At 56.9% G+C, this 25,791-nt stretch carries 18 protein-coding genes and 3 pseudogenes; 14 read left to right on the top strand and 7 right to left on the bottom strand.

Annotation, left to right across the window (positions count from 1 at the left end; genetic code table 11):
• Window positions 1-57 precede the first annotated feature (57 nt).
• The 5 genes and pseudogenes from AC0L7U_RS01830 to AC0L7U_RS01810 all read right to left on the bottom strand — a co-directional run bounded on the left by AC0L7U_RS01830 (window position 58) and on the right by AC0L7U_RS01810 (window position 4,383).
• Window positions 58-990, bottom strand: a complete 933-nt coding sequence (locus tag AC0L7U_RS01830) for a DNA polymerase III subunit delta' (protein WP_473693353.1) — start codon at window positions 988-990, stop codon at window positions 58-60.
• A gap of 146 nt (window positions 991-1,136) precedes the next feature.
• A pseudogene (gene tmk, locus AC0L7U_RS01825) lies at window positions 1,137-1,830 on the bottom strand (dTMP kinase).
• Window positions 1,831-1,879: 49 nt separating this feature from the next.
• Window positions 1,880-2,647, bottom strand: coding sequence for a hypothetical protein (locus AC0L7U_RS01820; protein ID WP_473693351.1), 768 nt, complete (start codon window positions 2,645-2,647; stop codon window positions 1,880-1,882).
• Window positions 2,610-3,251 carry a D-alanyl-D-alanine carboxypeptidase family protein gene (locus AC0L7U_RS01815; RefSeq protein WP_473693349.1) on the bottom strand — a complete coding sequence of 214 codons (642 nt, stop codon included), beginning with the start codon at window positions 3,249-3,251 and terminating at the stop codon, window positions 2,610-2,612. The genes AC0L7U_RS01820 and AC0L7U_RS01815 overlap by 38 nt, the downstream gene beginning before the upstream one ends.
• Before the next feature lie 73 nt (window positions 3,252-3,324).
• Window positions 3,325-4,383, bottom strand: a complete 1,059-nt coding sequence (locus AC0L7U_RS01810; RefSeq protein ID WP_473693347.1) for a septal ring lytic transglycosylase RlpA family protein — start codon at window positions 4,381-4,383, stop codon at window positions 3,325-3,327.
• 860 nt (window positions 4,384-5,243) lie between these two features.
• On the opposite strand from AC0L7U_RS01810, the pseudogene AC0L7U_RS01805 reads away from it, so the two are divergent.
• The 3 genes and pseudogenes from AC0L7U_RS01805 to nagB all read left to right on the top strand — a co-directional run.
• Window positions 5,244-5,321: pseudogene (locus AC0L7U_RS01805) on the top strand (hypothetical protein); the annotation flags it as partial.
• The gene (locus AC0L7U_RS01800; RefSeq protein WP_473695616.1) at window positions 5,322-6,389 is read left to right on the top strand and encodes an ROK family protein; all 1,068 of its coding nucleotides are present in this window, start codon (window positions 5,322-5,324) and stop codon (window positions 6,387-6,389) included.
• Between the two features lie 185 nt (window positions 6,390-6,574).
• The gene (gene nagB, locus AC0L7U_RS01795; RefSeq protein ID WP_473693345.1) at window positions 6,575-7,318 is read left to right on the top strand and encodes a glucosamine-6-phosphate deaminase; all 744 of its coding nucleotides are present in this window, start codon (window positions 6,575-6,577) and stop codon (window positions 7,316-7,318) included.
• Between the two features lie 109 nt (window positions 7,319-7,427).
• On the opposite strand, the gene AC0L7U_RS01790 is transcribed toward nagB, so the two are convergent.
• On the bottom strand, window positions 7,428-8,228 hold the full coding sequence (locus AC0L7U_RS01790) for a glycosyltransferase family 25 protein (protein ID WP_473693343.1): 801 nt from the start codon (window positions 8,226-8,228) through the stop codon (window positions 7,428-7,430).
• A gap of 479 nt (window positions 8,229-8,707) precedes the next feature.
• Between AC0L7U_RS01790 and AC0L7U_RS01785 the strand changes: the two genes are divergently transcribed.
• The 11 genes and pseudogenes from AC0L7U_RS01785 (at window position 8,708) to AC0L7U_RS01735 (ending at window position 24,088) form a co-directional block, all read left to right on the top strand.
• Window positions 8,708-8,887, top strand: coding sequence for a helix-turn-helix transcriptional regulator (locus AC0L7U_RS01785; RefSeq protein ID WP_473693341.1), 180 nt, complete (start codon window positions 8,708-8,710; stop codon window positions 8,885-8,887).
• Window positions 8,888-9,147: 260 nt separating this feature from the next.
• Entirely contained in the window at window positions 9,148-9,924 is a 777-nt protein-coding gene (locus AC0L7U_RS01780; protein ID WP_473693339.1) for a BrxR family transcriptional regulator, read from the top strand.
• Window positions 9,925-9,931: 7 nt separating this feature from the next.
• Window positions 9,932-10,846: a hypothetical protein gene (locus AC0L7U_RS01775; protein WP_473693337.1), complete on the top strand. Its 915-nt coding sequence runs from the start codon at window positions 9,932-9,934 to the stop codon at window positions 10,844-10,846.
• Window positions 10,847-10,925: 79 nt separating this feature from the next.
• Window positions 10,926-13,052 (top strand): hypothetical protein, encoded by a 2,127-nt coding sequence (locus AC0L7U_RS01770; protein ID WP_473693335.1) that lies wholly within the window; start codon window positions 10,926-10,928, stop codon window positions 13,050-13,052.
• Window positions 13,053-13,463: 411 nt separating this feature from the next.
• Entirely contained in the window at window positions 13,464-14,132 is a 669-nt protein-coding gene (locus AC0L7U_RS01765) for a DEAD/DEAH box helicase (RefSeq protein WP_473693333.1), read from the top strand.
• Window positions 14,083-15,087 (top strand): DEAD/DEAH box helicase family protein, encoded by a 1,005-nt coding sequence (locus AC0L7U_RS01760; RefSeq protein ID WP_473693331.1) that lies wholly within the window; start codon window positions 14,083-14,085, stop codon window positions 15,085-15,087. Before AC0L7U_RS01765 ends, AC0L7U_RS01760 begins: the two co-directional genes overlap by 50 nt.
• A 358-nt stretch (window positions 15,088-15,445) precedes the next feature.
• The gene (locus AC0L7U_RS01755; RefSeq protein WP_473693329.1) at window positions 15,446-18,655 is read left to right on the top strand and encodes a DUF1998 domain-containing protein; all 3,210 of its coding nucleotides are present in this window, start codon (window positions 15,446-15,448) and stop codon (window positions 18,653-18,655) included.
• An 84-nt stretch (window positions 18,656-18,739) separates the two neighbouring features.
• Entirely contained in the window at window positions 18,740-20,617 is a 1,878-nt protein-coding gene (locus tag AC0L7U_RS01750; protein WP_473693327.1) for a DEAD/DEAH box helicase, read from the top strand.
• Window positions 20,618-20,702: 85 nt separating this feature from the next.
• Window positions 20,703-22,171, top strand: a pseudogene (locus AC0L7U_RS01745) (DNA cytosine methyltransferase).
• Between the two features lie 18 nt (window positions 22,172-22,189).
• On the top strand, window positions 22,190-23,395 hold the full coding sequence (locus AC0L7U_RS01740) for an MvaI/BcnI family restriction endonuclease (RefSeq protein ID WP_473693325.1): 1,206 nt from the start codon (window positions 22,190-22,192) through the stop codon (window positions 23,393-23,395).
• 201 nt (window positions 23,396-23,596) lie between these two features.
• Entirely contained in the window at window positions 23,597-24,088 is a 492-nt protein-coding gene (locus tag AC0L7U_RS01735; RefSeq protein ID WP_473693323.1) for a hypothetical protein, read from the top strand.
• On the opposite strand, the gene AC0L7U_RS01730 is transcribed toward AC0L7U_RS01735, so the two are convergent.
• The gene (locus AC0L7U_RS01730; protein WP_473693321.1) at window positions 24,072-24,698 is read right to left on the bottom strand and encodes a hypothetical protein; all 627 of its coding nucleotides are present in this window, start codon (window positions 24,696-24,698) and stop codon (window positions 24,072-24,074) included. The two genes, AC0L7U_RS01735 and AC0L7U_RS01730, sit on opposite strands and share 17 nt — an antisense overlap.
• Window positions 24,699-25,791 lie beyond the last annotated feature (1,093 nt).

Raw genomic sequence — 25,791 nt, 5'->3', positions numbered from 1 at the left:
AAACGGGATGAAATAGAGGAATGCTCGGCCGGTCCGGGCTGCCGCGTCTGGCGCCTGTCAGACCGGCTGTCGCATGACCTTTGAAAGGTTCTGGAACACGTCGAGAACAACCTGCTTCTTGTCGAGATTGAGTGCGTCGACATCGGCCGCTGCACGATTGGTCTTTTCCCACATGTCGGCCCAACTGACAAGGCGGCGGGTATCGCTGGTCTCCTCCGCGTGCATGCGCTCATGCAGCCATTGCCGGGTGATGTGCAAAAAGCTCTGCCAGTTGTCTTCCTGTCCTCGCGTGTTCACAAGATCGGCCAGTCCATGCAGCATCTTGATGTCGATCTGCGGTGCCTGTTCGGCGAGCTTGGTGAAGCCGCGATTGATAGCCAGACCATCGCCAGACAAAAGCGATAGCGCCGAGCGCAGGCTGCCATCGGCAAAGCGGACGAGATCACCCAGCTCCGGTTCACTCGGCACGTCGTCAGGCACAAGATCGCGCAAGCCATCTTCGATCTGATGACCAGTCAAGGGGCGCAGATCAATGCGCCGACAGCGCGAACGGATGGTCGGCAACAGACGCCCCGGCGCGTGCGACAGAACCAGAAACAGGCAACGCTTGGGCGGCTCCTCAAGCACCTTCAACAAGGCATTGGCCGAGCTGGCGTTCATGTCATCGGCAGCATCGACAATGCAGATGCGCCAGGCGCTGGCAGAGGCTGTGGTGCCAAAGAACGACACAGTGCGGCGGATTTCATCGACAGGAAGGTCGCTCTTGAAGCGCTTGCCCTTCTCATCCCACGGTCGGCGCAAATGAAGCAGATTTGGGTTGGCGCCTCTGGCGATCTGTCGAAAAACAATCCCGGTGGGATCAACGTCAAGCGACTGTGCGGCACGCACGTCGTTGGAAAATCGATCGGAATGGGTGAGCACAGAATCGGGCGAAACGATAGGCCAGAGTTGCCTTGCCGATACCCTTTGGTCCGCCAAGGATCCAGGCATGGTGAAGCCGCTGCGAGCGATAGGCCTCCAGCAGCGCTTGCTCTGTCTCACTGTGCCCGATCAGCTTTGTCCGCTCGCGCGGCAAGGGAACGCTGAGGCAAGGCATCGATTTCCGGCGTATCGATGATTTCAGGGGCTTTCGCCACTTAGCGTGCTCCCTCTGACGGCGGATCAAACTCGGCTTTTCGAGCACCGGCACCGCTGAGAGCGAAACGAGCCGACAGGCTTTGCCAGATTTTTGCATCAACGTTGTCCGGGTCAAGGGTGCCGTCGATGACCAGAAAGCGTTCCGGCTCCTGTCGCGCCAGCATAAGAAAAAGGTCGCGGCGGCGCTGATGCACCTCCAGTGCTTCCTGTTCGAAGCGATCCGGCCCTTGCCCGGCTTGTGACGAGGCCCGATCATGAGCCCGAGACAAGCCGATCTCGGCAGGCACATCAATGAGAACAGTCACATCGGGCCGCATTCCGGCGATGGCCGCCGTCTCGAGCAGCGACAGATATTCATCCGGCACGCCAGCCTCTCCCTGATAGACGCGGGTGCTGTCATAAAACCGGTCGCATAAAACCCAATGGCCGCGCTCCAACGCGGGAATAATTGTCGTATCGACATGGTCTGCCCGCGCCGCGGCAAACAGCATGGCCTCGCCGCGTGGTCCCAGGGTCTTTTGCAGCGCCGGTCAGAATGATGTTGCGGATCTTCTCGGCTCCGGGGGAGCCTCCGGGTTCGCGCGTCATTGTTACGCCAAGTCCAAGCTCTTCCAGATGGCCTTTCAGACGTGTGATCTGGGTGGTCTTGCCTGCCCCCTCGCCGCCCTCGAATGTGATGAAGCGTCCGTTCACGTTTGCCTCACTGAAGCCATGTCCAAAGTCTGTTCATCATCACGTTCCCTCAAAACCAGCCGATCAGCAAGTCCAGCAGACCATCCAGCGCCCGGCTCCCCGGCGTCCCGCTTGGCACGTCCTGAAGGGTTTCGAGAGATGCCTTGTAGGCAACACCTTGCGGACCGATGACTTGCAGCACACCAACGAGTTGATGCGCATGTACCGGGGCTCTCAAGGGGCCGGAATAGACAACTTGCAACCGATAGTCCAGCGTTCCTTCGGTCGGCAGAAGCACATCGACATCAGACAGCGCCACTAGCGGCACTGTGGACGCCGTACCGCCAAATACCTTGGCCTCGCCAAGCTGTTGTCCCTTGTCGTACAGCCGCTTGATGGCAAAGCGTTCATATGCGTCACGGATGAGTTCTCGTGCCGCTGTGCGCCGTGCCTTTACGTCGACAAGCCCCGCAACAACACCGATCACTGTGCGGCCCTGCCGTTTCACGACCATGAGAGCGGAGAAGTTCTTATCGCCCTCCTGCCCGACTCCAAAGCCGATGAGATCTGGAATATCATTCGTGAGAGGGTTCTTGTTACGCTGAAGAATATTGTTCCAACTGAAAGAGGTTTGCGTGAAGAGATCAAGAGAACTCTTTTCCTGCGCCATCAGATAACGGGCAAGACGTGCCAGATCACGAGCAGTGACGCGGTTTTCCGCTGGTGTATTGGATGCTGCACTCTTCTTCAACGCCCCATCTTCATCGACAGGACCGCTCGTCGTGGTATTTTCCGCAGCATCATATCCGGTTGGGTTGATGAAATGACTGTCTCTCAATCCTCAGCGAGGCTGCAAGTGCATTCATGCGATCCGCGAACTTTGCCTCACTGCCATCCAGACACTCGGCCAACGCAATGGCTGCATCATTGGCGTTCTGGACGATCAATCCTTGCAGCAAATCAGAGACGGTTGCCTCGGACTTGACCTTGGCGAACATGGTGTTATGGCCCGAAGGTGCGCCACCTGTGCGCCACGCATGCACACTGATCGGACAGGCCTCATCCAAAGCAATGTCGCCCTGGCGGATGGCCTGAAACACTGTTGCAGCCGTCATCACCTTGACCAGTGAACCGGGCGCAAATGTCTGTGTACTGGCCTGATCCACCAGCACGGTCGAATGGGTCACATCATCGAGAAAGGCGATCGGCGCTTTTGAGGTCACGGCTGCCGAGGCTGGCAGTGTGGCACCGATAAGGACACAAGCGGAAAGCAGGCAAACGGCAATCCCCATTGCCCCTGCACCAAGCGCACTTGCCAGACCGGCAAAGGCTGCCATGTCCTTGAATCGATAAATTGAAATCACACGCAAATACCCGTCCCAGCCCCGTGGCGAAGCCATGTTGGCGTGACGGGCAACCTTGTGCAAGTCCCTTGGAATCATTCGGCCCCGCTTTCACCAACACAGCGGTGAAAACGGGGCCTCAAGAGACTGTCCTAAAGGCGATTTCCGTGGATCAGTCGTCGACGCTTGCGACCAACTGGCTCATGGAAATCGAATTCTGCGCAACTGTCTCCGTTGCAGCATAGGCATCGTTGATACGCTTGTGCGAATAATACGACGAGAGGGCCGACATTTCCTGATCGCGATCCTGCGGAACAGGAACATTCTGGAGGTTCTCCAACAGACCCGAGGTGCCACCATTGTCGTGATAGGCAACCGTTCTCAGGCTGGACGACTTGCCCGACCCATTGGTTGCACCGACCTTCTGGAAAGGCGACGCCTGGGCGACCTTGTAGTTTGAACCCGTCGAGCTGTAGGCGAGCGGCGTCGTATTTGCAGCGGGGGCAGCCTGCCCGGCACTTGCGACAGAGTAGTTGTACGGCCGTGGTGTCGGCTCTGGAATGTAGCCAGAGAAGCCAACGGTGCCCGGAGGTGTTGCAGATGCAATCTGTGTGCCCGGGAACGTTCCGCCCGGCGCAACCGAATCAGGCCCACGGTAAGAGGCGAGCAAATAACTCTGGTCATGGCCATCAAGCGGGGCTGGGCCGACATAAGCCACCTTGACCTTACCGACGCCTTCATTCTTCACGCCCAGCATGCCTGCGACACGTTCAGACAGGTCGATCACGCGGTTGCTGTGGAATGGCCCGCGATCATTTACGCGAACAATCATGGAACGGCCGTTGGTAAGGTTCGTTACTCTTGCATAGGACGGAAGCGGCATCGTGGTGTGAGCTGCTGTCAAAGCGTCCTTGTTGAAGATTTCGCCGTTGGCCGTCCGGCGACCATGAAAGGTCGGTCCGTACCAGGATGCGAGGCCTGTTTTGACGTAATCGGGATCGAGGTGCGGCTTGTACCATTTTCCCGCAACCTTGTAGGGCTTGCCTACAATCCGGCGTCCACCACCGGATGGGATCGGCAAACCGGAAGCAACCACTTTAGGGCTTGCTTTTACGCCGTATTTTTCCGGGCTGAACTTGGCTTTTGGTTCCGGTGTGGTGCTACACGCTGCAAGAGCGCAGGCAGCAGCAACGGAAATAAGCACGGGTGCGAGGCGCCATTCGTTTGACATATGCAAGCAGGACTTCTTTTTGATTTTTAAAAAGGCGGCGCATTCTTCTGACGCCAGCGTTTTGTCAAAGAGTAACGGAGACGAATTCTGTTCATCCGAACTGAGGACGGATCGTACCGAAGCAGAGGTGGCATTGCAAACCGCTTCGCCAGCATCCTGCAAACGTTCACATCCTGTGGATGATGACCCAGCTTGGCCTGTCACTGGCCGCCCCACGCCAGATACGCTCAAATCGGCGCAACGGCCTGTAGCGACAGTGTCGCTCAACCGAAAATCCAATTCCTGCATTCCGCCACCCTACTCATTACGCGCTGGCGGCCCCTGCGTACGCGCGTTTAACACTTTGACGACCGGTTCTGATATTCGAGGTGAGGAAGTTTGGCGGTTGGATCGAAGCGATCCGTTCGTCAGCTACTTTCTCACGTATTTCTCTTTGAGACCGGTCGTTCCACCCCGCCCCCGGAAAGATGGAACTGTTGAATCAGCTCACAACTTCATTAAGCAATGGCTAACGAGATGTCTATCGTATTTCTACAGAGACATATTCACAGGCATCGGTGGTTGTGCGATTGATAAAAAAGTCCAACATCCCGTTGATCTTTGCAGGGCTGGCAGGTTTGTTTCTCACAAATTCCCCACAAGTCTCGGAATAAGCTGCTTTTTTGCGCAATCACTGACGGCAGATCTGGAAAACCTCTGCCCGCAGTAAAATCGTTTGAATAAGGCCTTTAGGTCGGCAGTGCTTTTGTGGTCAGATGGGGATAGAGACTTTTCTCTCCACCAAGCACTTAGCAATTGAGACATTGATGAAATCTGCTGACTAAGGCCCCCCTATCCTTCGGCAGCTCTCTGTACGTGCAGTGATCGAGGCTTTGTTCGAAGTGGGACCTCGTTCGCGGGCGGATCTTGCCAAGGACACAGGTCTTTCGAAGCAGACGATGTCAGAAGTCATCCGGTCTCTGGAAGAGGCCGGTTGGGTGCGGCGTCACGGCGTCACCACGGGACGGATTGGTCGCGCTGCTGTTCTTTATGAGGTGGATCCGCTTGCTGGGTATGTTTTGGGTTTGCAGATCGGCACCCAGCACTTTCGCTTCGCGCTTGTTGATATCACTGGTGCTCTCATTGCGGAGCAGGAGAAACCTTCAACCCTTGATGGGGCCGAAAAGGTGCTCGATGTCTTATGTGACTACGCGGAGCAACTGATCCGGGATCAAGGTCTTGAGCGTGAGCGGTTGCTGGGAGCGGCTGTTGCCACCCCGGGGGTCATTGACGAAAACAGCGGTCATTTGGCATTGGCCTCCAACCTTCCCACTCTCAGCGAAGTCAATCTCGTCGAGGAGTTGAGCGAGCGGTTGGGCTGCGAGGTACGTGTTGAAAATGACGTCAATGCCGCGGTCATCGGCGAAAGCTGGCAAGGGGAAACGCGCGGGCGTGACCATGCCGCCTATTTGCTTTTGGGCAGTGGCGTCGGCCTGGGAATGACCGTAGGTGGCCAGTTGATGCGTGGCGCCAGTGGCGCTGCCGGAGAGGTTGGTTATCTGCCCTTTGGGGCGCCTCCGACCGAAGCGGAAAGTCTGCGCCGTGGTGCGCTGGAGCGGCAACTCGGCATCGCCGGGGTTCTGGCCCGCAACACCGAACTGGGCGGTGCTGACTGTGAGACGTTTGAGGCGTTCATCGAACAGGTCGAAGCAGACAATGATGCGGCCCTGAAGACGCTTGAGGAAATCGGCACCTATGGCGCCATGCTGGTGGCGTCAATCCAGACCATGTGCGACCCCTCGCGCATTGTCCTAGGGGGCGCAATCGGTCAAGAGCCTCGCGTGCTGGATGCCATTACCAGTGCTTTGCCAAACTATTCCAATCGCACAATAGATCTTGTTTCGTCGGATCTCGGCTCTCGTGGAATTCTGGTCGGAACGGTCGCCATGGCTCTGCGCAATTTGCATATCAGCCTGTTCGAACCGCAATTGCCCAAAGGGCCCAGCACATTGCCTCCTTCTGCCTGAAGTCGTGCCTGGATTTCACAGGGCGGTTGGCCAGTCTGTCGGCCCATGGCTTTTTCTTGGATGACCATAAGTTCGCTCTATTGACGAACTAACATGTGCTCTTCTATGTTGCGGCTCTCGAGGCGCAGAAGGTCTATGGGCATTTGCGCCAACGGTTCTCTTCCGCTAGCTGTTTGGTCTGATCCATGAGACTTGAAAAATACGCCGACCGCATCGCGGCCGCAGACGCTCTCGCACAGCGTATTTGCACCGTTCTGCGTGAGACCCCTGACGCTGTGCTGGGTCTTGCCACAGGGGCAACGATGGAGCCGGTTTATGCCGCCCTGATCCGGGCGTTTCAGCAGGGCCAGATTTCGTTTTCAAAAGCGTCCAGCTTCAATCTGGATGAATACATTGGTCTTCCCCCGCAAGATTGCAATTCCTACCGCTCAACGATGGAGCGCTTGCTGTTCGATCATGTGGACATCGACAAGGCAAACACCTTCGTCCCGAACGGTCTGGCGGCAGATCCGCTTACCGAAAGCCAGAGGTACGAGCAGGCGATTCGCGACCATGGCGGCATCGACCTGCAAATTCTCGGGATCGGCAAGAACGGCCATATCGGTTTCAACGAGCCAGGATCTGCCTTTGACAGCAGAACCCGGCCAGTCACGCTGCATACCGAGACGTTGGCCGCCAACGCCGGATTTTTCGAGGATGGACGAGTGCCCACCTCCGCCATCACCATGGGCATTGCCACCATTCTTGAAGCCCGCAGCATTTGTGTGCTGGCAACGGGGACAGCCAAGCAGGATGCCTTGGCAGCTGCTCTCGACAAGATCCCGTCAGAGAACTGTCCAGCCTCCGCGCTGGCGTCTCATGCCGATGTCAGTTGGATCGTGGACACTGCGGCGGCCAGGAAGATCAACGCGTCTGCGGTGTCAGACTGAGTCCATAGCGAAGCGCACGAGGCCGACCGCCCTCTCACGCCCTTTGGTGGGGTGCATTGTCACCTTCCCTGCCGATGCGACGGCAGCAGAGCGCGCCCGGCCTATGACGTTATTTTTTGCCTGTCATCCGTTTTGCACCAGAGCCGAGATAGCCTTTCACCATAAGACACAGGCTTGTGGCCACACCGAAGGTCTGCACGCGATAGACCAGCGCCCGCCACCATTCGCCGGGTGCCGGACGAAATCGTTTGCGGGCCGGCAAAGGTCGCTCGCCCGACAGGGCATCAATGGTCGAGTCAAAAATATTCGAAATCAGGGGCGGCGGAACAACGCCATAAGTCGTCAGCCGGTGCTCCCAAGGTCTGCGTAAATCCTCATCGACGGGCCGGAACCTTGCGCCTGCGTAGTGAAGAAACTTGGCGGCTCCCGTCGCATTGATGAGATAGGCCCCCGTTGTGTTGGGAACGCGCCAATAGCGCACCAACGACCGGTTTTCCGGCAGCCGCAGCACCGTTTGCGTTGCCGATTTGGCAGCATTGGTCAGGCGTACGATGTCCCAATCGTCCGGCAGCAGGGCCAGATTGTCGAGAAACGCCCCAAACGCATCGGTAAATTCGAGATCATCCTCAAGCACCAGCACAGGCTCTGTGATAGCCTCATCAATGATCTTTTGGTGAATTAGAAGGTGGCTTGAATAACAGCCGATTTCCCCAAGCGTCAGCCCTGTGTTCTCAACTCCGTCCCAAAAGGCCCGAAGCGGTTCCGGCACAGCGTCACCGCGAACGGCTGCAATCCGCTCGAACGCCAACCCACGTGCGCCCAACTCCCGGGCCATATGATCAAGACGGTCAGCATCGCGGTCCAGAGTTGATGAGAAAAATACGGCGTGTCTGCATGGCCCCAAGTTCATTTCCGCAGCCGGTAGACCCTGTCATTGGTCCCGACCCTTTGAAACGTATTCATGAGCCCCTTCCCTATCCTATTCAGGCTTGAGTTGGGAAGGCTTTCAAACAGACATGTACAAATACAAATGCCGCACAAAGACGTAGGTCTTGCGCCGATGAGGCCAAGGCGAACCAATATTTCTATATCGATGGGGAATGGCGGAGGGAATGACTCGCTCCGCAATTCGGCTGTTTTGGCGTTTCGGATCGAGTCTAGACGCCACGAAAATCCCTGAAATTTTGCGAAAAGTGTCCGACCCCATGCCGATGGGGGCCGCTCCGTCCCGTACGTTCCGACGTCGCTTCTAAGGCTTGCGCCAATTCACGCCCTGTCCGCCTGTTTCGAACATAGCCTCCGAGCACGCAACCTACCGACTTGAATAGGTTTTCTTCTCACGCATTCGTTCTCTTGCGACCGAAGTGAGTTGCGCAAAAGGAGACGAAAATGAGCGAAGTATGTGTGAATCAGAAAGAACTGGCGGCCCGTTGGAAGATCAGCCACCGAACACTCGAGCGCTGGCGTTGGGCCCAGGAAGGTCCGCGTTACCTGAAGATCGGCGGCCGGGTCGTTTATCGACTGTCCGACGTCGAGGCCTTTGAACAGCCAGGTTCAAAGCGTTCCTGACGAGCTGCTGGCCGAAGGCTGAGCAACCAACCTCGCCCCTCGCAAGGTTACGGCATCGCAAAAAAGACAATCGCACGAAGCATTTCGATTGAACACGACATGACACCCAGCTAGCGTGCAGTCAGCACAAAAAATGGGCGCGCATATTAATCAAACGCGCTGAGCCGGGAGTGCGAAGTGGATAGTAACAAATCGGAGCTTCGTTGGGAGTCGCGCAGCGTCTCGAGTTCATCGAGTTCCGATTATTTTGGGAGGGGCGAGTGAACCGTAGCGACTTGATGGAGCAGTTCGGGCTTTCGGTGAACCAGGCGTCCGCCGACCTGAATCGCTATATCGGCTTTGCCCCGGACAACATGGTCTACGACAAGAGTGCGCGGATATATGTCCGTGGTCCCGACTATGCTGCACAGTTCCTGAAACCTGACGCCAACCGCTACCTCGCGCAGCTACGTTCTTTGGCCGATGGCATCATGGATAGCGACGACATTTGGATCGCCGAACTGCCATCATATGATGCTGCGCCAACGCCAGCCCGTGGGGTGAACCCTGTCACCCTTCGATCCGTTGTCGGTGCCATCCGCCGATCCGAGGCCATCGAGGTGAAGTATCAGTCCCTCTCGCGCCCCGAGCCGAGTTGGCGGTGGATCGCGCCTCACGCCATCGGGTTCGATGGCTTTCGATGGCACACGCGAGCTTTTTGTAAGATCGATGAGGTCTTCAAGGACTTCCTGCTTTCGCGCATCCTCCAGACGCGCGGAGTTGAAGCCAGCGAAGTCACGGATGCAGCGGATGCTGACTGGCAAGAGCATGTCATTCTAGAGATCGGCCCCCACCCGAAACTGTCCGAAAGCCAGAAGAAGGTGATCGCGCTCGACTATGGAATGCACGGTGGCAAGGCGCAGATCAAGGTTCGACGCGCTCTGCTCTACTACGCACTCAAGCGTCTTGGGCTCGATACCGATCCCGGCGCCAGAAAGCCGCAAGATCAGCAGATCGTTTTGCTCAACAAGAACCAGATAGACCAGAGCGCAGGATGAAATTGCTATGAGCAACGATGTTCAAGCCCTCCGTGAACTCATCTTGCAGCTGGTCCCCGCCGACGGCTCTACGATCGGCAATCAGGCGCTAATCACCGAACTGCAAAACTATCTGCCCGAACTGAGCGACGCCGAATACCATGCGGCGAAGGACGCGCTCGTCGTCGAGGGAATTCTTATGAAAGGGCGCGGTCGTGGCGGTTCGGTCTCCCGAACGGGAAGTGAACCACGCTTAGCCTCAGCGGCAACACAAACTAGGCCAAAGCCTGCACTCAATTCCGAGTACGCCGAAGTTAACTCTGCATTGAACGACTACTTCTTCCACGGCCGCTTCGAGATGCTGCCGGTCTACCTGGACCTGGAGGGGGACGCGGAGACTGAGTTGACTGAAGCGCTCGAAATGGATCCCGATGAACTTGGCGATTTCATCGGGCTATGTGCAGCGCAATCGCTACGCTTTGACAAGACAGACCCCTACTCTGACCATGTCGAATGGCTAAAGGATTGGAGCCAAACGGGTCGCCAAGAGCCGCCGCCATTCACAGCCCTCCTAGCCGCTCTCTCGATTGCCGCCGAAAGAATGGGGGCAGACCAAAATTTCTCTCCCAACAACTACTATGAGCGTCTTTTCGAGCTTCTGGGGGTCAAGGGTGCGACCAACCAACAAAAGCTAAAACTGTACGCAAAGAGCACACGCCAATTTTGGAGAGCGCTCAATCTTTGGCTTTCCGAGAATGACTTCTTACTGGGCCGTCCGACGGCAAGGGCACTCATCAGCCACTGGCAATACGCGAGCTATGCCTTATCGCAAGCGCTGGTGAGGGACGCAGACCGAAATAGGTTTGCGGGCCTTTTCGAGATCCTACGACCTTGTCCCGGGGGACCCTGTCCCCGAGGCGGAGATGGTCCTTCTAGTTCATGACTGGATGACCTCTCATGGACCCACGGGGCCTACGGCTTGGCTACGCAAGCTCTGGGCCGCGAATGAGCTCAGGGAGCGCGTGGTCGCAGCCGCACTGGACGCTTTTGAAACTTGGGAGAAATCGACTGCCACGACCGCGGATGGCTCCCGGAATGCCCGGCTCCAATGGCAGCTGGGCTTCACTGGTTTCACCGGAAAGCGGGCGCGTCTTTCACTCGTGGTCACCCGCGGCGGACAGGAAGAGGCTCTTCAGCCTGATTCCTCGTCCGCAGGAGTCGAATCAGGGCTTTTCTTGGAAGGCGGCATTGAAGCAGGCAGTCAGTTTCTTGGGCCTCTCCAATCCCTTAACTTGGATCTTTTGCTACTGCAGTCACGTAAATTCACTGGGTCCGAAAGTGGCATTTCGTACAATTACGTCGCGAAACCGATCGTACCTCTTGCCCGGTCTCCCGACGGTCCTGCCTACAGAGAAGTATCTCGCGTAAGTCTCTTTGATGAACACGCTATCCTTTGCCACGAGGCTTGGCTCGAGAAAGTCGAAGGACATCTCTCGAAATGTGCGCGATTAGGATATGCAGTGCTCCGCGCACAGGACATGCAAGGAATTCCAGAGGGCTGGTGCATTCTGCGCGGTGTAGAAGTCGTAAGATCGGTTGATGGCGCACATGACAACCTCCACGCACTGAATCCGATTGGGAGCACGGCCGCCATCGCTTGCGTCGATGGATTGAAGCTAGGCCACGGGACTTGGCATGCTGATGCGCGCCCAACGGTTGAAGCAACTTCAGAGAAACCTGACTGCACGCTCGAGGTTGTCCGAGAAAGGTTCGGTGACCCAGATGAGTTGCTCGTTGCATCCAAGGCCAACGGAGACTTCATGGAGGCCGCTCTGAGCACGGTAGAGATTGCGCCGGGCACGAATTTACGCGCTGTAGTTAAAGCCAAGGGCACAGAATTCGCCGAGACCTCTTTTTCGCTTAGGAGCGCCGACGTACCGCGTCCTCTAGGCAAGAAACGCTTCTTTCATCCCGCCGCAGAGGGAAAAGGCTTTTCACTCGAACAGGCTGTCGTCGGCTCGGGCCCCTTGCACGGTCTTGAGGGATGCTTTCTTCACGGTGAATTCGGCAGTGATGAGAACTCAAACTTGAGCGCAACAATCAACAATCAGGAAGATATTCCAGCGGGCAGCCCCGAGGTATCTCCTGAGGCAGATTGGCAGCGTTCAAGTGATGCGGCGCAAAAGGCTAGCGAAAGTTGCGTCATCCGCGGGTACCATTACTGGATCCTGGAACCTTTCCAGAAGGGCGACGACCGTTTCGAAGCCAAGATGGCAGAGTGCAAGAACTGTCATATAAGGGCGCTTTCTCGGTCTCGGGAAGTCGCGAAGGGCAATTGGATAAAGATAAGGCAGCAGGATCAGCCCGTCCCGAAGAGGAAGCGCCAGAGCGCACTCGCGAGCGGTCAGATCGAGGGAGGCTCGAACGAAGACGCCTTCATTTCACTCGACACGGTCTACGATGGTCTCTGCTATCTTGGGCAGGGAACTTGGGGAGCGTTTCAGCGGCTTGTCGCGGGAGCTTCACAGGAACCTTGGTTCTCCTATTCATTTGCGAATGATCTGTTCGCCCTCGGCCACTTGGAATCTGTTGACGCTTTTCAATCCACCACAACCGACTGGTCCGTACCACCACCAGTTTTGGTCATTGGCTTGGACAACAAGGCGCGTCTCGCCGGTTTCCACTCAAAAGCCCTTATTGAGCGCATCGACTCGGTTCTAACTCGGGAAGGTGCGATTTATGATCCTGTCTCTGCACCGGGATGCATGACCGCCCGGAGGTGGTCTGGATTAACCGGGCTAGATCTAGAAGCGCTTCTAAAAGGCATCGCGGACCCACACGGTCGGCCTGTAGCAATCGCACGGGGCCTTGGCGGCATAATCGCAAGCCAACTTCCGTCGTTTGACGAGGACGTGGGCGCGTGGAATGCCGATACATGTCGAGAAGTCAGATGGCTTGGCCAAGTTCGACGTTCAAAGGGCGCGTTGGACGAGCTTAGAAAGACCGCAAGGCGCTGGAGCCTACAGGGTAGGTTTGCACGGAACCCGTTACTTTTATCGCGACGCGGATGGCATCTCGCGGCAAGTGGGACACCGTATTGCAAAAGTCTTGGCCGCCCGAGCCGAAGACACCCAGCTGCATGGATATGACATTTCGACAGGAAAGTTTACAGCGGCCCTTGGAGTCGACCCGCCCGGATTGTTTGCCCGGGCAATCGTCGCATCCAGTGGAATGCTTCCAACAGTTGAGGATGGGCGACTTATCTACGTGAACGTAGACCCGTCGGTAGCGGCGATGGTTTTGAAAAAGATGTACGGGGAGGATTAAAGCCTTGAGTAGAGCAACGCCGAGCGAAGTACTGGAGTATATTCAGGAAGCGTACCACAAGTACTACGACAGTGCCTTCTGGATGCGCGACGAACCCCTAATGAAGGAGCGACGCACGCTTCTAGAAGAACTAGAGCCTCACCGCGCAGGAAATCCTTCTGGAGGCGGTTCTGGCATACCCGTCCGCTGTCCCCGTCGACGAGGCATGCAAGGCAGCGGGTCTTCCAGACGGCGTGGCTGAGCATCTAGGCCGGGTAGTTTTTGGTGCAGACTTCGCTTTTCGAAAACATCAGGCACAATCTCTCGAAATATCTCTGGCCAAGAACGACGCTGCGTTGAAGAACGTCGTCGTCACGTCAGGCACGGGTTCCGGAAAGACCGAGAGCTTTCTGCTGCCGGTGATTGCGCGGCTCTTGGCAGAGCGTTTGCAGGGTGTCGGAACAGGCTCGCTCCACAGCTGGTGGGAGCAACCATGGTCGCAGGAGAATACTTGGTCGGGCCTACGCTCAAGGATAGACGGAGGTCCGAAACCCGCCGTTCGTGCGCTCTTACTGTACCCTACGAACGCCCTAGTAGAGGATCAGGTATCGCGGCTGCGCCGCGCCGCTTTCCGTGCAAAGGAAATCCACGGCTCTCCCCTCTTTTACTTCGGAAGATATACGGGCGCGACTCGCTGGCGCGACATACTTTCCCCCGGCTCAACTCAAGGCCGGAGACCGCAATCGGATCCGGGAGGTCGCTCGGGACCTCCGAAAAATCGCCGAGGAAGCAGAGCGCCTAAAGGACCGAGACGAAGAGATACGAGGCCAGTTTCAGGATCCTTCGTGCGGCGAGATGATGACTCGCTGGGACATGATCGACGCCCCGCCAGACATCATGATCACGAACGTTTCGATGCTTAACGTCATGCTTATGCGTGACCATGAAGCGCCGATCTTCGAGGCTACGAAGCAGTGGCTTCGGTCATCTCCCGATAACCACTTCTCGCTTGTTGTAGACGAACTCCACGGCTACCGCGGAACCGCTGGAACTGAGGTCGCCCTTGTTATCCGTAACCTACTCCTAAGGCTTGGGATCGAACCCGGCTCACCGCAGCTCAGATGCCTCGGAACCAGTGCATCCCTCGATGGTGAAGAAGGGCGCGAATACCTCCAGCAGTTCTTCGGCGTCGAAAAGTCGACCTTTGCTGTCTTCCCAGGTGAGCCGCGCAAACCCAAAGTTGCGCTACCGGTTGACGAGACTCTCGTCACTGACAAGGCTGCGGCGATCATCGCGGGCGACAGCAAGGCAGTTCACGAAGTCTTGTCGCGGTTCTCACCAAGAGACGCGCTTGGCGCGGCTTGCCTAGCGGCTGGACGAAAAGAGGACGGTGGTGTCGCGCCCGCTAGAATATCCAAGGTCAAGGAAGCGCTCTTCGGAGCTGGGGCGGATGATCTTTCGTTCACGGCGGTGCTCCATGCCGCAGCGCAAGAGAAATCCACTTCGTTCGAGGAACCGAAGCCATCATTTCGCTCTCATATGTTCCTTCGGCAGATTCAGGGAATGTGGGCCTGTTCCAATCCCAATTGCAGCGAGGTCGAAACTGAACATCGGTACGAGGGACGGATTATTGGAAAAGTATTCAAGCAGCCTGCGATAAAGTGCCCTTGCGGAGGCCAAGTTCTTGAACTTCTCTACTGCTACGATTGCGGGGAGGCCTACCTCGGCGGATACGTTACGCCGACCATGGAGGGCGCCGAGGACGGTGAAGTCTTCCTCGAGTCCGGCCCCACAGACCTGTCGACAACTATGCCTGGGCTTGTCAACGAGCGGCCGAATAGCCGTTTCCGATGGTACTGGCACTGGAAAGACAGTTGACTCAGGAGTGACCACCAATTGGCAGCATAAGAATCCCGCGACCGGAAAATCCGTGTCGTTTGGCTTTACTGCCGCGGTATACCATCCGCTCTACGGGCACCTTCGCAAAGCCCAGCCGGGCGAAACGCCCACCGGCACGATGTACCAAGTTCCGCGCGACGTAGACGTGCCAGGTCTTCCTGGGCGATGTCCGGCTTGCCAGTCGACAAAGAGCCAAAGCCGCATTTTGAAGGCGTTCTTCGCAGGGAGCCGGGTCAACAGCCCTATCCGAGGTCTCCGGACCGGTTTGAACGTGACAACGCAGGTTATTGCAGATCGCGCCACGTCTAGTCTCGGTTCAGCGGATCGCGCGGCCCCAATGATCGCGTTCACAGACAGTCGCGACGATGCCGCAGACGTCGCTGCTGGACTCGAGTTGAACCACTTCCGATCGCTCGTGAGGCAGCTCGTCTTCCGAGAGCTGAGACCACGCGAGCAGTTCACGCTTGAGGACGCGAAGGCTGTTGCCGAGAAGATTCAAGATGAGAGCGCGCTCGACGCGCGAGAGACCGAGATCGCCGAAAGCGTCAGGGCGTTTGATCCGAAGCTCGTGAACGCTCTCTTCATGGATATCATAGGACGGGCGAACGAGTCCCAGCGAGCAATTATCGAGGATTTTGCTTCGAAAGCCCTTGGAAATCCTGCAATCTCTTGGAGCCAGCTCGTCTCAGGCATACTGGCCCGCCTGCTCGAGCTCGGAGAGAACCCGCAGGGTTCCGAAGCCTCTAGGCAGACGGTCGAAAATGAGCCGTGGTGGCGGTTCTTCGATGAAACGCGCCCCGCTGGTATGGAGCGTCTAGAGTCGTCGATCGAGGAGTCTGGCCGCCGAGTTATTCGCGAGAACCTTTCTTCGCTCGTAGCGGCGGCATTGTTTGACGCTGGCGGGCGCGACCTCGGGACACTCGGGATGGCCTTCGTGCGACCAGCTGGCCAGTTCGCGGACAAGCTTGGCCTCGACCCCAAGGAAGCCGAGTGCATTCTTGCGAACGTCGTACGGCTTTTGGGTCAGGCTCGCCTTTACACGGGGGGCGGTAGTAGTCAGTCGAGCACGAATACGCCGACTGCCGTGCGCAAGTACCTTGAAAAGGTTGCACCTAGGGTAAACCGGGACCCGGTGGTGCTCGCGGACTCGATCGGTGAACTCCTGAGAACGGAGAGTATCGCCAATGAGAACTGGGTTCTTCAAGTTGCCCGGTACGCCAGCCTCAAGCTCGAACTAGCGCCGATACAGACGGGGCTCGCTCGCTGTAATCGCTGCTCGCGGATCTCCGCTAACACTGGGATCAAGGCTTGCACGTCGCTCAACTGCGAGTCCGACAGCTTCTCGCCAATAGAGCCGCCCGAAGATGACTATTACCGTTGGCTATCGGGAGAAACGGCGCACAGGCTTAATGTCGAGGAATTGACAGGCCAAACCAAACCGCTCTCTGAACAACGCAGACGTCAACGGCTATTCAAGGGAGCCTTTCTGGATGGCGAAGACCAGCGTGTCCATGGGATCGACGTCCTAAGCGTTACCACGACTATGGAAGTCGGCGTCGACATCGGCTCGCTTGAGCTTGTGATGATGGCAAACATGCCACCGCAACGCTTCAATTATCAACAGCGGGTCGGGCGCGCTGGCCGCGCCGGGCAGAGCTTCTCCTACGCCCTCACGATTTGTCGTGGAGGATCGCACGATGACTTCTACTACTCTAATCCCGAACGCATTACCGGCGACACCCCGCCCCAGCCGTATCTAGATCTATCCCGTCCTGAGATCGTGAAGCGCGTCGTGGCCGCAGAGTCGCTGCGGAGGGCCTTCGCCGCTCTTGAAGAGCCTCCCAAGCGGAGTTCGAGTACGCACGGCGCCTTTGGGACGGTGAGTGACTGGGAAGTGGAACACAAACTTCCTGTCGCGGAGTGGCTGGCAACGTCGCCTGAGATCGACGAAGTCGTGAATGCCCTTTGCCATAACGCACCCCTTTTGCCCGGGAAACGCGAAGAAATCGAGGACTACTGCCGCACCAAGTTAGCCGAGCACGTATCCGAAATTACGAAGAGCGACCGGTACATTCAGGAAGAACTCAGCGAACGGCTCGCCACAGCCGGGGTGCTTCCAATGTTTGGGTTCCCGACACAAACGCGGAGCCTTTTCGGTTTCAAGCGGGATGCGACAGTTGACGAGATGGTAATTTCGGATCGTCCACTTGACCATGCGGTCTGGGCGTTTTCACCTGGTTCCGAAGTGCCCAAGGACAAGCAGATTCACGTAGCTTGTGGCTTCGAGTACAAGAGGCAGGCAGGGGGCCGGATCATTTCCGATCCTGATCCACTCGGCACACCGCTCACATTTTCAAGGTGCGAAGAGGAAACTTGCGGCAACATAATGCAGGGTGCTCTCGAAACCTGCGACGTGTGCGGCAACATGGCGTCGCCCTTCGACCTTTACCAGCCCAAAGGGTTTGTGACGACCGGACGACCGAGAGACTATGACGGCCAAAGGCAGCGCGGACCGGCATTGAATCCACCTGTCTTGGCGTTCAAGCCTGACTACGCATCGGGTTTCGATGTTGGCCCGATGAGAGCAGCCCTGACCTCGGACGAACCGATCGCGCTCGTAAACGACGCTGGCGGTGAGCTCTTCAAATTCCGGCGAAAGTTTAACTCGATTGTTGTGAATGACGACTACCTCTATCGGGACGACCCGCCCCACCAAGATCTACTGGGAGAGCCGGAAACCACCGGAGCAATCGGGGCGGTTTTCAACACGGACGTCATGACCTTGTTGCTCGATCGGTTACCGGGTGTCGGCTACAACGGTGTTCTAGACGTCGAAAACCAGCCAGCGGCGACCGCTGCGCTTGTATCGTTCGGCGAATTCGTGAAACTCGCCGCGGCAGTTGAGCTCGACGTTGACCCGTCCGAGCTCCGGGTAGGTACGCAAAAATGGAGAACTCCGAGTTGCGTGACGCGCCAAATCTATGTTGCAGACTCCCTCGAAAATGGCGCGGGCTATACTCGACACATCTGCGATCCCGGCCGCATGCAAGCACTGCTGGAAAAACACTACGCAGTTAGGCGGGCTGAGTGGCAAGCCGACGACCACGCCTTGTGCGATAGATCTTGCCCGGACTGCCTTAGGAACTACAACAACAGGTTCCTTCATTCAGCGCTCGATTGGCGGCTTGCCCTCGATGTCGCGGAACTGGTTCTAGGCCATCCATTGGAAACCGATCGTTGGCTCGCGCCTGCCGAGAGGATCGGTAAACGTTTCGTCGATCTATGCAACTCGGAACACGGCAACGTCTTCTTGGAGCAGGCTGACAGCCTTTACGCGGTGACTAGGACAAAGCCGGGCCTTTCGCTGGTTCTGTCGCACCCACTTTGGTACACCAAAAAGGACGGCCCCGCGCATGATAGACAGCACGACGCGAAGTCAATGCTTCAAGCCAACCATGGCCCTGGCCATCAGGTTTTGTTCGTGGACATACGTGACTTCGCTAGCTCTCCGCAGTCCCACGTTGTCAAAATGCTAGAGGCGTCATGATCGAGATCGTGGGAACCGAGGGCTCGAGCGAGTACAGGGCTGCGATCATGGTTCGCGATGCGCTTGAATCTTCTTGGCACTGGAGTGACCACCTCGCCGGTCGAGGAAGATGACATAAAGATCGCCGTCAGCGTCAAGATTTCTGGCTACAAGATCCAAGACATCGATATTGTACTAGCAGGTCGCCTATCACCGCCTCGACAAGTGCGGCCAGCCCGGGTGATCCGGGGCCACACAGGCAACCGCCTCAACAATCGCCCCCTCATCGTCGAAAGCTTCGTGGTGACCATAGAGGTTAAGGACCAAGACGATAGAGGTGTCAGGATCAACGACGATAAGGTCCAAGTGCGCTATTCTCGGTCGGGAAAGGTCGAATGGAAGAGCGCGACAGACCAAAATATTGACCAAGTTCACTCCCTGAAGGCCTACTTTTCGGACCAACATGCGGACGTCTTTGTGCGCCGGTGCATGGTATTCCCAAGCCTCTCAAATATCAGTGCCCCAAGCGCCGTCGCATCTGGATTCAACGGCCATCAGCTCATCAGCGCCATCGCAAGTCCTTCACCAGTGCTCGAGCGAAAGGGACAGGGTTTCTTGTCTGCCGGAAACTCTCCGGCAATCGATAAAGTGCTCGGGTCGTCGCTCTTCCGCCCCATGGTTCCAACACGCCTCGACCGAGAACGCATTGACAGGATCGCCGCGAAGAGCCCGGCGGTGGACGAACTTCTGGCAACGCTGGGGTCCGGCACGATCTTCCTCCGAGGGTACGGAGGCACGGGCAAGACAGTGTTGCTAATCCAAACGGCTTGGAAGCAGTTCAAGGTCGACGGAAAGCGCACACTTATCCTGACCTACAACCTGGCACTCGCGGCCGACATGCGTCGGTTGATGGCGCTCATGGCGATCCCGTCATCGTCGGAAGACGGTGGCATACAGATCGGCACGGTGATGTCATTCCTCTACAAGTGGTTTGCAAAGCTACACCTTCTCGAAGAAGAGGAACTAGATTTCTCGAAGTATCCAGCCCTGTGCGACACCGCGGTTGAGATGATCAACAGCGGCGCTGTCACGGCGGAGGACATCGAAAACATCGTCGCTGAAGAGCCAGAAAAGTTCGACTTCGATCAAGTTTTCGTCGATGAGGGACAAGACTGGCCGCAGGGCGAAACCGCATTGTTAAAAGCCCTTTACAGCCCACTTAGGCTGTGTGTGGCAGATGGAATAGACCAATTTACGCGAGGGCAGCGCGCAGATTGGCGAACAGGAGTGCCGCGAAACGAACGGAAGACGCAAAGCCTGACAACCTGCCTACGGCTCAAACGAAACCTCTCGCTCTTCGTTGCTGAGATAGCGCGGGCTACGGGGATGGGCTGGGAAGCGGAGGCAAATCCCGTGGCGGGCGGAGGGCGGCTCATCATCCTGTGTAAGCCCTACGAAACTGCTCGTGAATTCCACGAGCAGCTCGTACGAGAGCTCCGTCAGGACGGGAACGCTCCGGTAGACATGCTTTTCTGCGTGCCGCCGGGAGGTGTAAAACGCGAAGGCTCGACAACGCATAGTACCATGGCGACCGTTCTGTCTAGCTGGGGACATGAGACTTGGGACGGTGTGGACCCCGGCTCCCGGTTGGATTTTGCTCGCTCATCCGAGCAGGCAAGAATCGTCCAATACGCATCCTGCCGCGGACTGGAAGGCTGGTCGGTCATCTTGGATGGCTTTGATGACTTCCTAGAACACACCGCAGAGCGAAAGCGGATCGAGGGATTAACAAAAGATGAGATTGAAGGATTCGTGGATCTGGAGACTGCCGCGATCCGGGAAGCGTGGCGGTGGGGCATGATTGCACTAACGCGACCGATCGACACCCTCGTAATCCAGTTGAGTAATTCCACGAGCAAGTATGGCAGGCAAATACTTGATGTCGCGCAGTCATTCGGTGACTTCGTCGAGGTCGTCGAATGATCCCGTGGCGTCCGCGCCATGAGCCATCGGGCGCGCGATCGATGCGTACTATATCTGGTTTTCGCCTGGACAGCTCCCGCCACATATGCTATCGGTGCCACCACGCAAACGGCACGAAAAACCTGAGGTGAGTATGCTGCAAATTCCGGCCACACACGACACGGCAGAGCAACACGGGGCGTCCGACGCGAAGAGCGGCCGCTCCAAATCTCACGTGTATGGCATGGTCGACCTTTTTGCGGGCTGCGGCGGGCTGTCACTAGGCTTCGAAAATGCAGGGTTCACCCCCGCCTTCGTGAACGAGCTGAACGAACATGCGATGGCCACGTACCTCGCGAACCGGCAGCACGAACTCGGGGGGCAAAAATTTACCGAGAATGCTTCACTGAGGTGTAACGATGCGCACGAACTGCAGGGAAAACGTCTTGAACAACTCGTAGCCGACCTCGCCAACCTCGGCGAGATCGATATGAAATTCGACACCGTGAGCACGAAAGCTGGGGGTGGAAGCACCCTAGACGTGTTAACCGGCGGCCCACCCTGCAGGGATATTCCGGGATCGGGATACGGCGTTCATACGCAGTAGATCGTAGGGAGATCCCGTCGAACCAGTTGTACCAAAGGATGGCTGAAATCATTCGCCGTCTGCGTCCGAGGGTTTTCCTGTTCGAGAACGTGCGCGGCCTCTTGAATGCGAAGTGGACAAAGGACGGTGGCGAGCCGATCTGGCCAGACGTGTTCGCCGAATTTAAGTCGATTCCTGGGTACGAGGTGCGCTGGAAGCTCGTCTACGCGAAGGATTACGGCGTTCCGCAGAATCGACCGAGGGTGCTGTTGGTCGGGATTCGGAAGGATATCGTCTCCTCATCGGATCTGCTCGACCCGAATGCGGATCCCGAGGATGCCGTGAAGTGCCGCTTTCTTCCAGCGGCAGGCGAACGCCCTTATCCCGACTTAGTTGACCTCTTGGGAGATCTCGTTGACGATAGCGTCGAAGAGATCTTGCGTTCGCAAGACTTCCAAAGAGGAGTCTTCGAAACCACGAAGTACCCGCGCAAACCAAAACCCGGGGTCGCCGAGACTCTGCGACGTCCTCCAGAATGGGCGCCTGACCTGAAGGTCGTCCTAACGGATCAGGAATACAGCAAGCACAAATTGGCCGTTGTTGAGAAATTCTCGCACATGCTGATCAACGACGGTGAGATCCCCGAACAATTCAAGACCAAGAAGTTTTCTCAGAGAGTGTTGCGCGCCCGCTGGGGCAACCACTCGCCGAATATCACTGCGACGTCTCTCCCAGACGACTACGTCCACTTTAGTCAGCCACGGGTCCTGACAGTCCGCGAATGGGCTAGGTTACAGCTATTCCCTGACTGGTACCAATTTAAGGGCAAACGCACCACTGGCGGCCTGCGGCGGGCTGGCAACCCTCTTGAGGGGTTGTTCGACCGCGAAGTTCCAAAGTACACGCAGATTGGGAACGCGGTACCCGTCGGTCTCGCTGAAGCTGTCGGTCGACACTTCCGCAATATCTTGGATAACGCACTCAATTAAAGAAAGTAGCTAGGCGGCTTGGCACTTCGACAGCTGACTGAAATCGAGAAACAGCATCTCGAGCGCCTAACTGCGGCCTCGATCGATGCCACTTTGATTCAACCAACCTGCACGGGCCTCAAGAAATCGATCCTCGACGCGACCATCCCTGTAAGAAACTACCTTCGCGATCATGGCCTTCACGACTACGACGGCCAAGGTCAAGGCGCCAGCGAACACGGGCAGCAACTGGACGCGAGATTGGTCGAAGTGGATCGGGCAACGGTGTCGCGGGTCTCGCTCTACAGGCCGAAGACCAAGCAAGGTGACCCGCGGATCTGGTTCTCGGGTTTACCAGCTTTTGCCGAGGCCGATGACATGCTGGCGGTCACAGCGCATGACGGCGGTCTAGCCGTGGTCAACCTGACACGCACCGACGTTTCAAGAATCGTGGACCAACGTATTCCCGGACCACTACTCGAACTCATTGACGCCATTTCGCGTGACGCGACCAGCGTAGCTCACGAGCTACTAGAAAAGCTCAAGGCGATCGCTGCTGGTGGCTTGGTCAGGTCGGTAATGTCGGAGCGCGCCGACACTGCGATCGGGCGCACTTTAGAGCATGCCCTAGGGATCCAGATCAACTCGCGGCGCGAACCTGACTACAAGGGCATCGAGCTGAAATCATATCGCCGCGCCGCGCGCGCCTCCCGCGAAAACCGCAAAACATTATTCGCACGAGTGGCGAATTGGGAGTTGAGCAAGTTCAAAAGCAGTCGCGAGATCCTCGAAACCTTTGGCTATGATCGCGGAGAGGATTTCAAGCTCTACTGCACCATTAGCACCCAAACGGCGAACTCGCAGGGCCTCTATTTCGAGATCGAAGACAAGGACGGGCTCCTGAACGAACGGTCAACGCGGAAGGAAATCGGTACCTTTGCAACTTGGGCATTGAAAGATCTGCGTGCGGCGATGGCTGAGAAGCATGCAGAGACCTTCTGGGTCGGAGCTCGTGTTCACGAGCAGGCCGGTCATGATTACTTCGAATTTCGGGATGTCATGCACACGCAGAAACCGATCCTGTCACAGTTTGATCTCCTGCTCGAGCAAGGAGAGATCACCATGGACCACCTGATCAAGAGGACAGCGAAAGGCCGGGTCTCCGAGAAGGGCCCGCTCTTCAAGATCAACGCTGCTTCGCTCGGCCTCCTGTTCCCGCCTAGCAAGTCCTATGCGCTACGTTGAACCCGACTTTGGGGTGCTGTCCATCGGCGAAAAGCGCAAGATAACCCACCTCCGAGAGGACCTACTTGGATGGTTCTCTCATTTCGGGCGCAAGCTTCCTTGGCGCAGTGCGCGCGCGTCGGAGTTCGAGAAAATCTGTGACGAGGTTCTCCTGCAGCGTACTCAGGGCCGAGACCGTGGCCGCCATGTACCCTGCCTTCTTTGCACAGTACAAAAACTGGTCGAGACTTGGCGGATGCCTCGATCAGGGAACTCGAGGAAAATCTCAAGCCCATCGGCCTTTGGCGACGGCGCGCAATTTCCATCAAGGGTCTCGCGACCTATGCAGCAGGGCACGACGGCCGCTTCCCCACCGTTCCTCGAGAGCTCGGCGAAGTGCCCGGCGTCGGGCAATACGTCATGAACGCCATCATGCTCTTTCAACACGGGGTGAACCGGCCCCTCGTGGACGTTAACATGGCACGCGTGCTGGAGCGGTTCCTGCGCCCCCGGACGCTCGCGGACATCCGATATGACCCGTGGCTACAGGCAGCCTCGCACTGGCTGGTCCGAGACCGCGCGGTCGAGACGAACTGGGCTACGCTAGACTTTGCTGCCGCAATATGCAGATCTCGCCAACCAGCATGCGCTGGTTGCTTAATTAGTCTGCGTTGCCGCTATTTGCATCAACGGCGCGCTACTGAGCAGCTTTAAAACGCTGCATCATCTCCTTGTTCGAAGTCAGATCGTCCATCGTAACGTTGATGCACGATGTCCAGAACGTTGTTCCGTTGTCCGGGTCAGTTTCGTTTGCTTTCCAGACCTTTCCCCTTGCCTCCAACTCTGCGATCCCAATCCCACCAAGAATGAACGCATGGGTGAAGCGATAGACATCCGTCTCGGACCTCCGCCGGTCCCTGAGTAGTGATACAAAATAGTAGAAGTCGGGGCGTTGATGATCGTGGTTGTAGAGCGGCACGGAGTTGTCGTAATGCCGTTTTGGCTTTACCGTCCTGTCCTTGGTTTTCACGTCTAGCGTGACGCGACCTGAAACCAAGAAGTCATGCGTGGTTTCGTGCCTGTCGTCGGTGAAGTTGACCCCTTTGAGCTTTAGGTACTCGGCGAACGCTAGTTCGCCGATACAACCGACGAGATTTGCCTGCAGCTTCCGGTGCGAGTAATCATACTCTGGAAGCTGCAGTGCCCTTTCATGGGCACTATCCAGCATTTCCTTGTTGAGCGAAAAACCTGAATATGTATCAGCCATAGTTCTATTTATTTCGTCACTAGAGGTCAAATCATAGGTCGAAAGCTGATCGCCCAACGATCCGCCTCATGTCACTCGTAAAAATTGAGTGTGGGCGATACAGCTGCGAACCGTAAATATTCTGAACTGACTCTGGGTTTACCCCGCGCGCAGTTAGCGTCGAGCGGACCTGATCAATGGTAAAATCAGGCATGTAGATCGCCGAAAAGCCCATCCTCTTGAATAGCTGAATCCGCCTCTTAGTTAGAAACTCGTCAGGCTGATTGAAGAATCCAAACCCAATACCCTCTATCGAATTCGCAGAATACAATAACCGCTCTCGCGCGCTCTCAGTCTTCACAGAAATTAGGAGGTTTGTTGGAGCGCAGGGAATGAGAATATCGCCAAGGGCCCGCAAGTCGCGGAGGGCCCCTGTGTTGAGGAGAGCGTGGTACTTGGCATTTGCCAGTCGGGCCAGCCATTGCCATCCAATCCCATTCTTGGAACACCTTCATTCGCCAAGAGATCGCTGCACAGTAGTTCTGAAATTTCGCCAACTCCGGCAGCCGGCACACGGAACGGCGGATAACGCCACGCCCGACCGTTAGGGTGCTGGATGGCAAATGCTTGCCCGACGTTACCCGATGAAATACGCCCGCCTAGTGTCAGCTCACACAAGTGGACAACTGCTCTTGCGTCGACCGGCACATCCATTTGGTTCGAAAGGCACGGACAGAGAGACAGAAGCCGCTTGAAATGCGCATTTACGGTTGTTGGCTCAGGCGAACTAGCAGCCACCGCGCCCGGAGCTTGAGCAAAGTCACGGACAAGTGCTGCAGTAAGATCTGCCACTGCTTGAGCCCTACTACGGGCGCCTGCGGGAACAACAAGCTCTGCAACGTCGTTCCAGCTACGCGCTCCTGTTCCCATGGGGCAGAATGGGTGAAGACAATCCAAGAAATTTTCCGATGGTTGCTAGGTCTCGATCGAGATCGTTGATCTATAGTCTCTTTTCTCAGAGAGGTCTGTCAACCTGCGTGCGAGCACCAAAGCGACAACGTTCGAGGAAATGCCTTTGCGATCTATTTGCAAAGCTAAGCCACACGTTAATTCGAAGTTGGGCGAGCCGCCCCATACCTGCACGCCCGCGCCTGATCCCGCATGACAGCGT

The organism is Roseibium sp. 10G30-5 (assembly GCF_055809635.1).
Note: the sequence above shows the minus strand (reverse complement) of the source record. Positions and strands in the feature narration are given on the sequence as shown.